At 42.1% G+C, this 16213-nt stretch carries 13 protein-coding genes; 7 read left to right on the top strand and 6 right to left on the bottom strand.

Features of this window, described 5'->3' with window-relative positions; genetic code table 11:
* The first annotated feature begins 88 nt into the window (after nt 1–88).
* On the top strand, nt 89–2977 hold the full coding sequence (locus H1A14_RS12955; protein ID WP_194776690.1) for an outer membrane beta-barrel protein: 2889 nt from the start codon (nt 89–91) through the stop codon (nt 2975–2977).
* 59 nt (nt 2978–3036) lie between these two features.
* Here H1A14_RS12955 and H1A14_RS12950 read toward each other — a convergent pair whose 3' ends face one another.
* Together H1A14_RS12950 and H1A14_RS12945 are read right to left on the bottom strand one after the other, a co-directional pair.
* Nucleotides 3037–3600 (bottom strand): fasciclin domain-containing protein, encoded by a 564-nt coding sequence (locus H1A14_RS12950; RefSeq protein ID WP_194776689.1) that lies wholly within the window; start codon nt 3598–3600, stop codon nt 3037–3039.
* A 170-nt stretch (nt 3601–3770) separates the two neighbouring features.
* A complete protein-coding gene (locus tag H1A14_RS12945) occupies nt 3771–4382 on the bottom strand; it encodes a thiamine pyrophosphokinase (RefSeq protein ID WP_194776688.1) in 612 nt (203 codons plus the stop codon).
* Nucleotides 4383–4496: 114 nt separating this feature from the next.
* Here H1A14_RS12945 and H1A14_RS12940 point away from each other — a divergent pair, with 114 nt between their 5' ends.
* The 6 genes from H1A14_RS12940 (at nt 4497) to H1A14_RS12915 (ending at nt 13026) form a co-directional block, all read left to right on the top strand.
* The gene (locus H1A14_RS12940; RefSeq protein WP_194776687.1) at nt 4497–5153 is read left to right on the top strand and encodes a pseudouridine synthase; all 657 of its coding nucleotides are present in this window, start codon (nt 4497–4499) and stop codon (nt 5151–5153) included.
* A 145-nt stretch (nt 5154–5298) separates the two neighbouring features.
* The gene (locus H1A14_RS12935; protein ID WP_194776686.1) at nt 5299–6270 is read left to right on the top strand and encodes an AAA family ATPase; all 972 of its coding nucleotides are present in this window, start codon (nt 5299–5301) and stop codon (nt 6268–6270) included.
* Between the two features lie 178 nt (nt 6271–6448).
* A complete protein-coding gene (locus tag H1A14_RS12930; protein WP_194776685.1) occupies nt 6449–9274 on the top strand; it encodes a TonB-dependent receptor in 2826 nt (941 codons plus the stop codon).
* Nucleotides 9275–9328: 54 nt separating this feature from the next.
* Nucleotides 9329–11317 (top strand): Ig-like domain repeat protein, encoded by a 1989-nt coding sequence (locus H1A14_RS12925; protein ID WP_194776684.1) that lies wholly within the window; start codon nt 9329–9331, stop codon nt 11315–11317.
* A gap of 70 nt (nt 11318–11387) precedes the next feature.
* Nucleotides 11388–11936 carry a hypothetical protein gene (locus H1A14_RS12920; protein ID WP_194776683.1) on the top strand — a complete coding sequence of 183 codons (549 nt, stop codon included), beginning with the start codon at nt 11388–11390 and terminating at the stop codon, nt 11934–11936.
* Nucleotides 11937–12231: 295 nt separating this feature from the next.
* Nucleotides 12232–13026 (top strand): hypothetical protein, encoded by a 795-nt coding sequence (locus H1A14_RS12915; RefSeq protein WP_194776682.1) that lies wholly within the window; start codon nt 12232–12234, stop codon nt 13024–13026.
* 132 nt (nt 13027–13158) lie between these two features.
* On the opposite strand, the gene arsB is transcribed toward H1A14_RS12915, so the two are convergent.
* The 4 genes from arsB to H1A14_RS12895 form a co-directional block, all read right to left on the bottom strand.
* Nucleotides 13159–14190, bottom strand: coding sequence for an ACR3 family arsenite efflux transporter (gene arsB / locus H1A14_RS12910; RefSeq protein WP_194776681.1), 1032 nt, complete (start codon nt 14188–14190; stop codon nt 13159–13161).
* Between the two features lie 228 nt (nt 14191–14418).
* Nucleotides 14419–15033 carry a low molecular weight phosphatase family protein gene (locus H1A14_RS12905; RefSeq protein ID WP_194776803.1) on the bottom strand — a complete coding sequence of 205 codons (615 nt, stop codon included), beginning with the start codon at nt 15031–15033 and terminating at the stop codon, nt 14419–14421.
* Nucleotides 15034–15103: 70 nt separating this feature from the next.
* Nucleotides 15104–15643 (bottom strand): DUF6428 family protein, encoded by a 540-nt coding sequence (locus H1A14_RS12900; protein ID WP_194776680.1) that lies wholly within the window; start codon nt 15641–15643, stop codon nt 15104–15106.
* 138 nt (nt 15644–15781) lie between these two features.
* Complete coding sequence (locus H1A14_RS12895) at nt 15782–16117, bottom strand: ArsR/SmtB family transcription factor (protein ID WP_194776679.1); 336 nt, start codon at nt 16115–16117, stop codon at nt 15782–15784.
* Between the last annotated feature and the right edge of the window lie 96 nt (nt 16118–16213).

Genomic DNA, 16213 nt, shown 5'->3' with positions numbered 1-16213 from the left:
TTTATATTTCCTTTTAAAACTTTGCTCAAAACAGCATTAAACTTTATTGATAGGGTAAAGTCTAAAGGGGGTATTCAATCAGGATGGCATGAAGATTTCTACTTTAAAAATTATTTTAAGCCTGTTTTTGGCTTTTTTTTCTTTTCTAGTAACTGCCCAGCAACGGGGGCAAGAGCGGAAAATCTCAGGAAGGGTTGTTGTAGAGGAATCACAGGAAGGCATGATCGGTGCCAATGTGCTGATCAAGACCCTGGCAGACTCGATTCTGGTATCCACCGTTTCCGGTGCCAATGGAGCTTTTGAAATCCTCAGACCAGATATTCCCACTGTCATTCTGGAAATTTCCTTTTTGGGTTACCAAAGAATCAGAAGAACCCATAACAGGGGTGATGGACTTATTGTAGGAGATTTGGTATTGGTGGAAGACAGTAAATTGCTGGGTGAAGTCACCATTGAAGGGCAGGTTCCGGTGGGAGAAATGAAAGGCGATACCACTTCATTCAATGCGAACGCTTTCAAAACCCAGGAAAATGCTGTTGCCGGAGACCTAATCCGAAAAATACCGGGGATTACCTTTCAGGATGGTGCTATTCAAGCCCAAGGCGAACAGGTTCAAAAAGTATTGGTGGATGGTCGTGAATTTTTTGGAAGTGACCCATCCCTTGCCCTAGCCAACTTGCCGGCAGATGCAATAGATAGAGTGGAAATCCTGGATCAGAGGACGGACCAATCCAGATTAACTGGTTTTGATGATGGAAACTACGCCAAGACGATCAATATCATCCTAAAGGATGACAAAAGAAATGGACAGTTTGGTCGCTTGTATGCAGGTTATGGAACCCAAAACACTTACTCCGCTGGGGGCAACCTGAATTTCTTTAAAGGTGACAGAAGAATCTCCATCATAGGGCTTTTCAATAACATCAACCAACAAAATTTTTCCTCCCAAGACCTTATCGGCGTAGGGGCCGCAGCAGGGGGAGGTAGAGGTGGATTTGGAGGAGGAGGAGGACGTCCCGGTGGTGGAGGTAGACCCGGTGGAGGAGGACCCGGTGGGGGTGGAAACAACTTTCTCGTGGGACAAGACCTAGGCATCATCACCACCAATTCGGTCGGACTGAATTACAGTGACCGATGGGGAAAAAAGATCAATTTTACTGGCAGTTACTTTTACAACAGCTCAGTAAACAGCCTGCGTCAATTGACCAACAGGGAAACGATCATCGGCGAAGATTTGAGGCAGTTTTACCTTGAAAACAGAATCAGTGCAGTGGAAAACCAAAACCATCGGATCAATGGCCGATTGGAATACGACATCAATGATAAGAATTCCATCATCATCACCCCAAACATCAACTTTCAAAACAACGCCAGTTTTACCGATACAGATGCCTTGAACCTGAATGCTAATTTGGATTCCCTGAGTGCCTTGAGGTCCATTTCTGATGGCACCACCGCAGCTTTCAACCTATCAAATAATATATTATACACCTACCGCTTTGACAAAAAAGGAAGGACCATCACTTCCACGCTTTTCACAGCCTTTAATCAAAGAGACCAATTTACAGACCTTTTGGCAGCCAACAGGGACTATGTCAGAAATGTGGCGGATACCATCATTCAAGAGTCTTTTGGACTAGCAGATGGGTTCAATTATAGGGCCAATGTGACCTACACAGAGCCATTGGGGGAAAATGCGATTGGTACTTTGAGTTATCAGATCGGTAACAACAAAACTACCTCAGATCAAAAAACATTTCAGTTGGCTGCCGAGCAGGGAATCATGGTTTTGGATACCGCACTCAGCAACCAATTTGACAACACCTTCATCACCCAGCGATTAGGGACTGGATATCGGCTCAACAAAAACAACTGGAATATCAACCTAAACTTGGATTACCAAAATGCTGCCCTGGACAGCAGGGTAATTTTTCCAACAGAAGAAGAATTTGACAGAACCTTCCACAATATTCTGCCCACTGCGAATATATCCTACAGAAACAGGGAAACAGGCACAAGCTACAGGTTCCGATACAGAACCATGACCAATGAACCATCGGTGGATCAGTTGCAAAATGTCATCAATAACAATAATCCATTGAACTTGTCGGTAGGAAATCCTGATTTAGGTCAAAGTTTCAATCACATGGTTTTTGCCAACATTGCCAAGGTTAATTTGGAGAAATCACGGACCTTTTTTATGTTTATCATGGCCTCTTTAACAGAGGATTTTATCGGTAACAGCACCTTTATCGCCCTTCAAGACACTGTATTGAACGGAAACATCTTCTTACCTACCGGAGGTCAGCTTTCCCAGCCCATCAACTTAAGCGGTAATTTCAATTCCAGGATGTTTATGACCTATGGAGCTCCGATTACCAAAATAAAATCCCAGTTCAACTTGAATTCCAGTATAAGTTTCGCAAGAAATCCAGGCCTGGTCAACAATGAAAAAAACTTCAATGACAACATCGGACTAAGCCAAGGATTTACACTGAGCAGCAACATCAACAAAAACATCGATTTCACCTTATCTACCACAGGCGTTTATACCATTGTCAATAGCAGTTTGCAAACCAACCTTGACAACAACTACTACATTCAAACTTCCAACATTAGGTTTTACTACTCTCCAAATGATGGAAAAGCCTTTATCGGAAATGGGGTGAGCAATTCCCTGTATAGAGGCCTTTCTGAAGGCTTGGATCAGTCTGTATGGCTTTACAATGTGGAAGCAGGTTACCGCTTTTTGAAAAACAACAAAGGAGAACTCAAACTGATGGTTTTTGATCTACTCAATCAAAACAACAGCATTTCAAGGACTGTCACCGATGTGGGAGTCACTGATGTATTCACCAATGTCTTGACTCGATATGCCATGCTTTCATTTACCTACATCCTGGGCAATTTTAAGAAAGAAGAAGAACCGGAAAACCCATGGCAAAGAATGCGACCTGCTGGAGGAAGATCATGGTAAAAAAACAGAGACTTTCAGTATGGAAAGCCTCTGTTGAACTAAACGCAGGAATCAAAAAATCATTTGGGTAAGATGACCGTATCCACTTCGTGGATGACCCCATTGGATTGAAATACATCTGCGATGGTCACTTTGGATTTTCCTCCGTTTTCATCTGTGATGTAAAGGTCTTTACCTTTCATCCAAGCCGTGATCGTTCCGCCCTGTACAGTGGTGAAACTGGCTTTTCCATCACCTTTTTCGATAGCGGCAGCAATTTCTTTGGAGCCTAACTTACCTGCGACCACATGGTAGGTAAGAATGCCTGTCAATGTGTTTTTGTTTTCTGGCTTCAATAAAGTTTCTAAAGTACCTTCAGGTAGCTTTTCAAATGCCGCATTGGTCGGGGCAAATACAGTAAAAGGGCCTTCACCCATAAGTGTTTCCACCAGTCCAGCTGCCTTCACGGCTGCCACCAAGGTGGTATGGTCAGCGGAATTGACCGCATTTTCCACGATGTTTTTAGATGGATACATGGGAGCTCCTCCCACTTCTACGGTTTTTTCCATTTGGGCATTCACCTGTGTGGCTGCCGTGATCAATAAAGCCACTAGGGCCAACTTAAATAATTGAATCGTTTTCATAAAATTGTCTTTTAAAGGTTTGCAGGGATATACGGAGGCCAAACCAATCTTGGATTGGAGGTGTAAAAAATTTTAAACGTTCTCTAAGTGGGCTTTGTAATGTGGTAAAAAAATACACCTGCAACTTGATCGACATTCAGTCAACCGGAAAGGGGTGCAAGTTTTTAGGTTTATTCTAAAAATTCTCCTACCCAAAACGGAACCTGACAGGTTAGGATATGATGACCTTCTTCCAGATCGATAAAGGTGGCGTGTTGGATTTGGATCACCTGGGATTGATCCGGTGATTTGATTTCTATCAGGCTGTTTTCCGGTGCATGGAGTTGAATGCTTCCTTTGGGAAACCACTTTTTGATTTGTCCGTTTTTCGCTGGGAAATAGCGCATTGGACCGTCAAAAAACACCAAATCCATCAGAGGCAAAAAATCAGACAACTCAGGGGTTTTTTGGTGATCATAACCCACAAGGTTTACCGCATGGTGTTTTGAAGCCAGCAGATAGTGCAAGCCTTCTTCTAAAAATCTGTTCTCCGTGACGGTAAGAAATCGAACAGGATACTGCTCTTCCAAAAGTTGGAGGTGGGTTGATTGAAAATCTTGAGGAGCCAAAATCACATCAATCTTGATGCCCCAGGCCTGCACAGTTTCCAAGGCATTTTCAGCCACCAAAACCGTAGGTACCCATTCCAACAGTGCCCCCACTTTTTCAAAACCAATCCCTTCCGTGTCCAAAACCAAAAGGGCAGGTTCCTGCTGTTCTTTGACAAAGTGGTGGGAAGACATGGTTTACCTATTTTTTGAATTCTAAGATAATCCCAATTGCTTTATTTTTTCAATGGATTTACTAATTTATTCCCTTTCCTTGTGGTCTTACCGGGCCGTATGTTACCTTTGGGCATGCCTAGGTACTTTGTTTTATTTAAGCCTTTTGGTGTACTGAGCCAGTTTTCCGGTGATGGCGAGACCCTCAGATCTCTTGGGGATTTTCCGGAATCTGTCTATCCGGTTGGAAGGTTGGACAAAGACAGTGAAGGCCTTCTTTTGCTCACCGATGACAAGCCGCTGAACCATTATCTGCTCAATCCCCGTTTTGCCCATAGCCGGACTTATTTGGCTCAGGTCGAAGGCATTCCCACTAGGCAGGCCCTTGAGCAGTTGGAGCAGGGGGTTGAAATCCAAGTGGAAGGAAAAATGTACCACACCCGACCGGCTAAGGCAGATTTATGTACCATGGATCCAGATTTGCCGGACCGTAATCCCCCCATTCGCTACCGTAAAAATATTCCGGATAGCTGGATCAGATTGACCTTGACTGAAGGTAAAAACAGACAGGTGCGAAAAATGACGGCAGCAGTTGGGTTTCCAACCCTGAGATTGGTCAGATGGTCTATGGAAAAATTGGATATCAAAGGGTATGCCGTGGGGGAGTTCAGGGAATTTGAGCAACAAACTGTTTACCAGCTTTTGAACATAGACCCCAATAGTGCCCAAATAAGAGAAAAGAGAGGAACTAAAAAATCTTTTAGGAGGCCTGCCGTTAAGAAAAGGAAATAAGGGTTATTTATTTCACAACTTTTGTAAAGACTTGAATTGGGTTAAAAGGGTTTTTGTCCTAATTTAGCCCAATTGAAATTTTAAAAGTAAATTTGAGATAGACTAAGGTCTTTTTCGGTAAATCTAGGAAAAAATCTAAACCAACATGCATCAGGAAAAAATTCAGCAGGTCATAGAAGAAGTGAAGAAGGTCGTAGTAGGCCAGGATAAAATGGTCAACAGACTGTTGATCGGACTGTTTACCAATGGACACATCCTGCTTGAAGGTGTACCGGGTTTGGCCAAAACGCTTACGGTCAATACCTTGGCTCAAGTCTTGCACCTGGATTTCCAAAGGATTCAGTTTACTCCCGATCTTTTGCCTTCGGATTTGATTGGTACCATGATTTATAACCAGCAAAACGGGGATTTTGAAGTCAAAAAAGGGCCCATTTTTTCCAATATCATCCTAGCGGATGAAGTCAACCGGTCTCCTGCCAAAGTACAGTCGGCTTTGCTGGAAGCGATGCAGGAAAAGCAGGTCACGATAGGTGAGACCACTTTTAGCCTTGACCGGCCATTTTTGGTTTTGGCCACGCAAAACCCTGTGGACCAAGAAGGCACCTACCCTTTACCTGAAGCACAGGTGGATAGATTTATGATGAAAGTGCACATAGATTATCCATCAAAATCAGATGAAATGGAAGTCATGCGCCGCATGTCCAACATGCAGTTCAAATCCGAGGTCAATTCCATTCTTTCCAAGGAGGAGGTTTTCGCTATTCGGGACGAGATCAACAAGGTCAAAATCGCCGAACCTTTGGAGCATTATATCATCGAATTGGTTTTTGCGACCCGTTTTCCGGAGCGATATGGCCTAAAGGAGGAAGCGAAGTACATCCAGTTTGGCGCCTCTCCCAGAGCGAGCATCAACCTAAATGTGGCGGCTAGGGCCGCGGCGTTTATGGATGGAAGGGACTATGTGTTGCCTGAAGACATCAAAGCCATGGCCGAAGATGTGATGAACCATCGAATTATCCTTAATTACGAGGCAGAAGCCGACAATATCAACACAAGAAACTTGGTCCAGATCTTATTGGATAAAATCCCAATTAACAAATCCGTAACATTAAAATAACATAAAACTAGGTTATTTTGACCATTTTAACCTCAAGTTGACCAAAGCTTGATGAAACAATTGTGAAGCTCCGTGGTTGCGGGGCTTCTTTTTTTAACCATTTGGTAATCATTTATACCTCACCAATTCACATTGTAAGTTGACCTTTGTGGCGTTCGTTTAAAATACGTTTAGTCACATGAAGAAAACAGTTGTTTTATTGTTATTGTCCTTTCTTACCATTTCGGGTCTGTACGCCCAGTCTGGTATCGTTAGGGGGGTAGTTTCGGATGCTGTAACCGGAGAAACCATTATCGGAGCCAATGTCAGGATTGAAGGTACCACTATCGGTGCAGTTTCTGACTTTGATGGCGCTTATGAATTGAAGAATGTGCCCAATGGCAGTCAAACCTTAGTGGTTTCATTCATCACCTTTGCCACTGAAAAAGTACCCTTTGAATTGAATGGAAGCGGAAATCCAGTGGTTATAAATGTAGCCTTAAAGGAAGACATTTCCGATTTGGAGACTGTAGTAGTTACCGCTGTAAGAGAAACAGCTACCGATATTGCCTTGCTGAGGGATATCAAAGAAAGCATGCAGGTGGTCAGTGGTCTATCCGCTGAATCAATCAAAAGAACATTAGACAGTGATGCCTCACAGGTTGTAAGGAGAATTCCTGGTGTTTCTGTTATCCAGGACAGGTTTATCGTGATTAGGGGACTCAATGAAAGGTACAATACTACTTTGCTACACAACGTCAACGCCCCTAGTATGGAACCTGATGTCAGATCTTTTTCTTTTGATGTCATTCCCAGTAATATCATTGACCAGGTTTTGATTTACAAAAGTCCCGCACCGGAATTGCCCGGTGATTTTTCTGGAGGTATGGTCAAGATTTTCACCAAAGGAATACCTGATGGGACCGTCACCACCTTGGATGTCTCGACAGGCTATAGGCAAGGGAGCTCGATGAGGGGATTTTTTGGTGAGGAGCGGAGATCTGCTCATTGGACCGGAATCAATGACGGAGCCAATGATCTTCCAGATTTCTTTCCTGAACGCCTTACAGGCCTTCCTGCAGCGGAAATTGATCAGGCAGGTCGCTCACTACCAAACAACTGGAGAGAGCGGGAATACAATTCAGGAATGGATTATAGAGTTGCGTTGACCCATTATTTTAGAAAAGACATTGGGAATAAAGGGATGCAGTTGGGTAATACCACAAGCATTCAATACAACAACTCAAAAACAATATTCAATGTGCTAAATCAAGCCTTTGAAGCGTATGATTTTGCAGCTGACGAAGAAAAAATCCGATTCACGTTTGAAGATGTGGAATTTGGCCAGGAAATCATGGCAGGAATAGTCCATAACTGGGCCTTCAGATTGAATGACAACAACTTTTTTGAGTTTAAAAATTTATACAATCAACTGACCACATATGATTTTATTGATCGATTTGGGGATCAGGTAGCACAGGGTTTCCGACAAAATAATTTTGCCTTTTTTAATGAATATAGGGGATTGTACTCAGGGCAATTGGTTGGGAACCATAAATTTTTAAATGAAAGTGGAAAATTGGAATGGGTAGCAGGTTATGGATTTTCTTTCAATGATCTGCCTGACTATAGAAGGTATCGGACAAATATTGTGGATGCAGGGACCAATGAATCAGTCCTGTTTATCCCGCGAGGGCAAACCCCTGATTTTCTAGGTAAATTCTATTCAGAAATGAATGAGGATATTTACTCTGGCGCAGTCAATTTTGAACAAAAATTCAATACTGGGAAAGAAACCAATTTCAAGCCGGTTCTTAAGGCAGGTGTATTTCTTGAATCAAGAAACAGATCATTCAGTGCCAGGAACCTCGGTTTTAGCCGGTCTCCCAATTTCTCGGAAGAACTCACCGGTTTAGAAATCGAAGAGCTTTTTAGGGAAGAAAACATAAACAGCACGAATGGGATAAGGCTTGGAGAGAATTTCTCCACAGGCAATTTCTACGAAGCGACCAATGACTTGAGAGCGTATTACCTTTCACTCAATTTCCCAATTGGCAATTTCAATATATCCGGCGGAGTCAGAGTGGAGGATAATATTCAGCAACTAAGAAGCCCGGACAGGTTTGTCGAGGGAACTGCCACACCTCCCATTGAACCTGTCATCATAGATCAAGTTTCCATTTTACCTTCAGTGAACTTGGCCTACAATATCAATAAGAAAATGGTGGTTAAAGGGGTCTATGGCAAAACGTTGAACAGACCGGAATTTAGAGAGATCGCTCCTTTTGGATTTTATGACTTTATTTTTGATGCGACCGTCACAGGTTACACTTTCCTTCAAAATGCGGAAATTCAGAATTTTGATTTAAGGTGGGAAATGTACCCTAGCCTTACTGAGACCATCTCCTTGGCTTTCTTTTACAAAGACTTCAAAAACCCCATTGAATCCCTTTACGGTAATTTTGGTAGTGAACAGACTACATTTCTTTTTAGAAACACCGAAAGAGCCTATGCAAGAGGGATTGAGGTTGATCTTAGAAAATCAATGGCTAATATAATCAAAACCAAGTTTTTCAGTAAAATGAGTGTTTTAGCCAACGTATCTTTTATAGATAGTGAAGTAAGATTGGGGGAGGATTTGTCAGAATTGCTTAGGGCTGTAGACAGACCCCTTCAGGGACAATCAAATTTCATTGTCAATTCAGGGCTCTTCTATGATGATGAGCTTAAAAACCTACAAGTCAATGTAAACTACAATGTGATCGGCAAAAGAATCCTATTTGTCGGAGGGGGCGCCATACCTGACACGTATGAAATGCCTAGAAATGTTTTAGACTTATCTGTAAGAAAAGGCTTAAGTGAAAAATTATTCTTGAAAGTCGGTATAAAGGATCTTCTAAACCAAGAGTTTTTATTGCTTCAAGATGGAAATGAGGATGGAGTTTTTGATCGGAGAAACGATCAGATTTTCAGACGATTCCGACCTGGCACCACCTATACCATTGGCGCAACTTATCAATTCTAACCTAATCATATACCTTAAAAATTTTTAACAAATTAATTACTAATTATCAAAAAAATGAAGACAAACAATGTTATGGGCTTTCTAAGCAAGCGTTTTAGATTGTTCACGCTGATGGCCTTGGCCACCACATTCATCATGGTCACTTCTTGTGGTGATGACGATGATATTCAACCATCGGGTCCCGCCCCTACGGTTTCTTTGGAACCTAGTTCTGCGTCTGGGATACCCGGAGCCACTGTTTCCACTAGGGTCAATGTAAGTGCTCCTGCGGGTGCAAAATCACTGAGAATATTGAAAAATGGTGCACCAGATAGTGCTTTCCCAGATCAAGCCATTAGTGGAACCTCTGCTAGCTATGATTTGTCTTACACCATTGAAAACCTATCTTCAGGATCTATTGTAAACTTCACCTTTGTGGCAACTGATCAATTGGATAGGGCTGTTACTTCTGAGCCTTTTAGGGTAACAGTATCTGATCAACCTGCCAAATTAAGGGTACAGGTTGGTGGTACCACTATGTTGCCTGGATATGACGAACATATTGCCGGCGTGGCCGTGACTGGTTTGGAAGGTACTTATTTGGAGGATAGGGATGTCACCCTGACAGCTGATAAAGATTATTATCTGATCAGTTTTGTAAGGGTAGGTCCAATCCCTGCAGCAGGTCAAACTCCACAGACAGATGATGGAAGAACTGAAGGTGTTTTAACCATTGAGCCTGGAACTGTGATTTTCGGAGACCAAGCCACTAAAGGTACTTTGGTAATTCAAAGAGGTGGTAAGTTGATTGCTGAAGGTGAAGTAAACAATCCCATTGTATTTACCTCTACCAGAGCTCCTGGAGAAAGAACTCCTGGTGATTGGGGTGGTGTCGTACTTTGTGGTCGCGCCAGAAACAACGAAGGACCAAATGTTCAGCTTGAAGGGGGTTACGCTGCCTGGCATGGTGGAACGAATGAAGATGATGATTCCGGAATCATGAAATACGTGAGAATTGAGTGGGCAGGTATTCCTATCAATCCTAATGAGGAAGTAAATACCCTTACTATGGGTAGTGTAGGAAGAGGCACTCAAATAGAATATGTACAAGCCTCTTTTGGTTTGGATGATCAGTTCGAATGGTTCGGGGGAAATGTTGACGGTCGTTATCTGATTGCCTACAGAGGACTTGATGATGATTTTGACGTGGATTTAGGTCATAGCGGTAACATTCAATTTGGAATCGGTATCAGAGATGCCAAAGATGCTGATCAGTCTGGTTCCAATGGGTTTGAAGTGGATAACAACGGAAGCGGTGAATTGAGAGAGCCTTTCACTTCAGCAGTATTCTCCAATATCACGATCATAGGACCTAAGAAGGTGAGGGAAACTTCCATTTCAGCTGAATTCCAGCATGGAGCGCAATTGAGAAGAAGCAGCAAGTTGAGAATTTATAACTCTGTCATCACTGGCTATCCTATGGGTATATTTATTGATGGAAACAGCACAGCTGGTTTTGCTGAAACTGATGAACTGCAACTTAGAAACGTATTTCTTGCAGGTGTAAGAGGATGGGGCGGAAACGGATTCGGTAAAGCCTATGATCCTAGCAGAGCATTTGATCATCAGAGTGCATTGAATTCAGCCAGTTATCCCGATCCATCTGCTGATGGTCTTCCTTTCCTGGATGGAAGTGGAAATCCAAGAGGAAACCACCCTGGTGCAGAACCTAGAGGACATGCCATTCGTTGGACATTAGCTTCTTTCTCAGCTCTGGATTGGTTCAAGACTCCAGCTTACGGAAACCAAATGGTGGCTGCTTGGGATGAATTGGGAATAGATGAATCAGTTTTTGATTTGGGTGTTCCTACCTTTACCATCGAATCAGGTAGCATGCTAGCTGACGGTGCTGCATGGGACAATGTGCCTTTTGTACAATCCAGTACAAAAAGTGATTGGTTTGGTTCCTTTGAGCAGGTTCCTTTTGCCGGTGCATTTGGCACAGGCGAAGACTGGACCGAAGGATGGGCTAATTTCAGCAGAAACACAGTTTACAGAGATTAATTTAAAGATAATTAGCTTAATGAAAGGCAAGTCAGTTTTCACTGGCTTGTCTTTTTCTTAATACAGTATTATGAGAAATTTCCTTTTTGTTGTTATGGCAGTCTTTGTATTTGCCTCTTGTGAAAAAAGAGATAAATATGATGTGGATCAATACTTCAGTAAAGCGGAGCAAGACACCATCATGACCAATATCGTCACCTATATTTATAAAGTACCTAGAGGTGTTGATCCCAAAAACAAACATGATCTAGCCTATCGAAAACTGTATGTTTCTCAGATCAACCAATTTGAGTTTGTCAATTATCACATTGATGCAGTTGACAGTATCCATTATTTTTTTCTTATCCGTCCTGCCCGAAATGTCCATAACCATAAAAGAGGGGTACTGGGCAAATACAAATTGGGTAAAGAGCTTCAATTGCTGGACTTTGAAGAAATTGCCAATACTCCTATGCTGGCTGTAGATGAAATTCGGGAGAAAGGGGCCTATTTATGGGAGGACTTAATGTATTTTGGAAATCTGGATAGGTTCTACCTCAACAAAGCTTATGTGGAGTTTCCCGATGAACGAACAAGATATGATTTCGACAAAAAAGTTTGGACCTATGAAAAACTGTAAATTTAAAACCGGAGAGAAATGCTTCGGTTTTTTCTTTTTAAAGGGAACTCAACACAAACATAAAAAGTGTGACCCTAATAGACTTTTAAAGCACCTACTATCCCTAATAACAACATCTTTTATTTATGTTTTCATATAATCTAAGCGCTATTACTAATTCATAAGACCTAAAACTAAAATAGTTTTTTTATTTCTGAAATATTAGTTTGTATTTCAGAATTTGTTTTTTATTGTTGCTAAATCTTTTTAAAACAAACCTTGATCGCTCAATTTTTAATCACCCAAAACCCAAAAAATGAAATATATCTTTTCAGGATTAATGCTAATCCTCCTTGCCCTATCAGCGAATGCGCAAAGTTACGCTACCCTCGGCCAAAATCCCTGCTATGGAGGGACCACAGCTGGGCCAAAATTTGGACTGACCTTTCAGGCAAGCAATCCCATCAGAGATACGCAGGTGGGCTGGTTTGACATTGACAATGAATCCTTTGATAACCACAATGTCAGAGACAATTCCTTTGCTTTGGGTTTGCTATTCCAATATAGGATGGAGGATGCCTATTTGCGGTTGAGGGTCAATTCCACAAAAATCAATATTCTTGAGTACCATGATAACCAATCAGATCAATATCGAAATGTGACTAATGTTCATGGCCGTCAAAATAAAATAACCCTTGCACCCGGGATCACTTGGCTTTTAAATCATCGGAATTTAGACCTATACTTTGGTTTTGAGTTGCCACTGACACTTCACGGTGTTTTTACTTTAGACAATCAAACCATTCGAACAGGATCAACTGCTGATGAAATCTTGTTTAAAGGTGATATTTACTCTGAAATTCCCAGCGGATATTCAGTAGGAGTAGGGGGTATTTTTGGGTTTAACTACTTTTTTCACCGTAAATTTTCTGTGGGTGCTGAATTTTCACCTTCCCTGTTGTATGCAAAGCTTGGAGGACAAACTGATATCACAATGGATATAACCCATCCAGAACCAAGTTTCTTCAGCGAATCCAACTCCCAAGATGCCCTTTATGGATATACTTTCTATGAAAACCGCTTTTCCTTTGGATTATCTGTTTGGTTTTAAAATTCTTTTTTTCTGAAAAAGATCAGCGTAAGGGAAGGGTAATTGAAAACTGAACCAGCCTCCAAAGACCGGAACGGGAAGAGGTGAAAATTAAAAGTAAGCAGGGTAAGGTGACCCAACTATTGAAGATATTTAATACCTCCACTTATTGGCCAGTGCCACCAAGCTCAGCATAACCGGGACTTCTACCAATACGCCCACCACGGTAACCAAGGCTGCGGGACTTTCGAGGCCAAACAAAGCAATGGCTACCGCTACGGCCAATTCAAAAAAATTGCTGGCTCCTATCATGGCGGCAGGAGCGCAAACGGCATGGGAAAGTTTAAGCTTTCTTCCACCAAACCAGGCAATAAAGAAAATAAAATAGGTCTGAATGATCAGGGGAATGGCAATCAGCAAAATGATCAGCGGATTGTTAAGGATATTGGGCCCCTGAAAAGCAAACAGCAAAATCAAAGTCAATAATAGGGCCATGATGCTGACTGGCTTGAATTTGGGTAAAAATTCATTTTTAAACCATTCCTCTCCCTTTTTATGGACCAGGTATTTATTGGTGATCACCCCGGCAACCAATGGAATGACCACAAATATCAGCACAGAAGAAACTAGGGTTTCATAGGGGATAACTACATCTGTAATCCCCAGCAACAGGCCAACCAAAGGGACAAAAGCCACCAGAATGATCAGGTCATTTACCGAAACCTGCACCAATGTATAGTTCGGGTCCCCATCCGTCAGGTAAGACCACACAAAGACCATGGCAGTGCATGGCGCCACGCCCAAGAGTATCGCACCAGCAATGTATTCACCTGCCAAATCCGGATCAATATATGCGGAATACAGTTTGTCAAAGAAAATCCAAGCAAAGAAAGCCATGGTGAATGGTTTGATCAGCCAATTGATCACCAAAGTCAAAATCAACCCTTTAGGAGCCTTTCCTATCCCTTTGATGCTGGAGAAATCAATCTGCAACATCATGGGATAGATCATCAACCAGATCAATATCGCGATGGGGATGTTGACATTGTAGATTTCCAGGTCTGAAAGAAATGACATCTTGTCTCCTGCAAGGTGACCGATCAGCACCCCTCCTGCAATACACAGGGCAACCCACACACTGAGGTACCTTTCAAAAAAGGCCATTTGTTTTTTACTTTTTGACATATTTTCTGGTTAAGGGGATTTAGGCTATTTGAAATAAGATGGAAATATGGTAGAAAAACAATGGAAATAAGGTTGAAATAAAAAAGGTAACTAAACCTTATTTCTATTTATTTCACGGAGTATATTTCACTTAGCAAATTAGGCCGAAGGCATATTTCTATTTGTTCCACTCAGTATTTCAACACAGCCATATTTCAACTGTATTTCATATAGAAGTTTTCAATTAAATCACTTTGATATCTGAGAGAATACATAAAACATCTCCGAAGCAATCTGAAGGCTTCTTTCATCGTAGCGGGCCGCTTCTTCTGCTGTACCGTCAAAAGCTTTTGGATCTTCATACCGAACAGGAATTCTGGCTTCTGTTCCGGGGATAAAAGGACAATTTTCATCCGCATGGGAGCAGGTCATGACTGCTGCAAATTTGGGAGAGGCATTGATAGGGTCATCAAAAACTTTGGAAAAAGCAATGATGGGTTCTAAGTCTTCGGCAAAATATATCGAATAAGTAGGGTTTTCCGTTCCTTCCTGATTGACCCTAAAACCGGAACGCCTGATAGAAGCAACAGCCCGCTCATTAAAGGCCGTTACTTCGACACCGCCTGAAAAAGAACTGATCGGAATGTCATGATATGTAGCAGCCACTTTTCCCCAAATCTGTGAAAACTGGCTTCTCCTGCTGTTGTGGGTGCAGATAAAATTCAGGTTCACAGGCTCTTTTTTGTTCAGTTTCTGCTGAATGTATTTTATCAATTCCTGAAGAACATGCTTTCTTTCATCAGGGATTTCTAGCGTAAGGGCCTTATCAATACCGGATAAGACTTCAGGATAAAATGTAACCATAAAAGGAATGAAATAATTGGAATAGAATGCAAAAGGAAAATAACAGGTCAGAAATGCGCATAAATTTGATTTAGCAGCAACCTGATCCAGGTTCACAGGCATTGGCTGTGGCTAGGTTTGCCAAAGAAACCCTGACTTTAGCTTTGGAGGCAGGTCCGCAACAGGCTGCGGCTTTTTCTTCAGGAGTAGTGGCCCTGTCTTTCGCCTTGCAGGTCGTTTGGTCTGGGGTCAGCTGGACAATCAAGGCATTTCCTGTGTCTTTGATGTCATGTATCGGCAATACAGCTGTTGGAAATGAGCTATTGCCGTACTCAAATTTGATCTCAGTATCAGGATAAGTAGCCCTCACTTTGTTAACCACTTCAAAAATCTTTAACGCTTTTTTTGAATCGACCTGATGATCTGGCTCAGGAATTTCATTTTCCCATAATTGCACATGGACTTCCGTCCATTGATTTCTGATGCCACCACAATCCACCGTGTCATAGCTGACGTTTTTGATTTCGGTGATGTGGTAATCTGTCCGGACAAACTGACCGGTTTGATACTCAAAGAAAAGGGCTTTTTCTGAGTTGTCCTGTAAGATTTGGGTAAATGCTGATGTTTTCATGTTTTTTCTAGTGTAGGCGTCGAGACGCCATGTTTTTATGGTTTTGCTAACCTTTTAGGTCTTCGGGAAGGTTTCAATTAGATTCCCTCCTGCTTAAAACCGTCGAGGTTTTTTGAAACCTCAAGGGTTTCAGCATTTTCAACAACAATCTTTACCGGCGATTTTTGGAAAGCCGGCGAAGAGGGATGAAAACTGTTGCTGAACTTCCACCCATTTGGTAGGATCAATGCAATAGCAGACTGAAACCCCCTCAATGCTGCCTTTGATCAACCCGATTTCCTTAAGCTCACGGAGGTGCTGTGAAATGGTGGCCTGAGCCAAACCCAACTCCTGAACCAAGTCCCCGTTGATGCAGGTAGTGGATTGGATCAAATATTCAAGAATGGCAATCCTTGCAGGGTGGGCAAACACTTTTGCGGCTTTGGCCAGTTCATTTTGCTTTTCTGTGAAGAGATCTGATTTGGTTACTCCCATGGGTTTACATCATTTGTTTGAAATGAGCTAATTTCATTAATCTACCAAGTAAGCTAGCCCAATTTCGGCTGAGTGAAATACTATATTGCAATATTA

This window comes from Pararhodonellum marinum (assembly GCF_015354735.1).
Lineage (GTDB): Bacteria > Bacteroidota > Bacteroidia > Cytophagales > Cyclobacteriaceae > Pararhodonellum > Pararhodonellum marinum.
The sequence above is the reverse complement of the archived record's forward strand: the minus strand, read 5'-3'. Positions and strand labels throughout refer to the sequence as shown.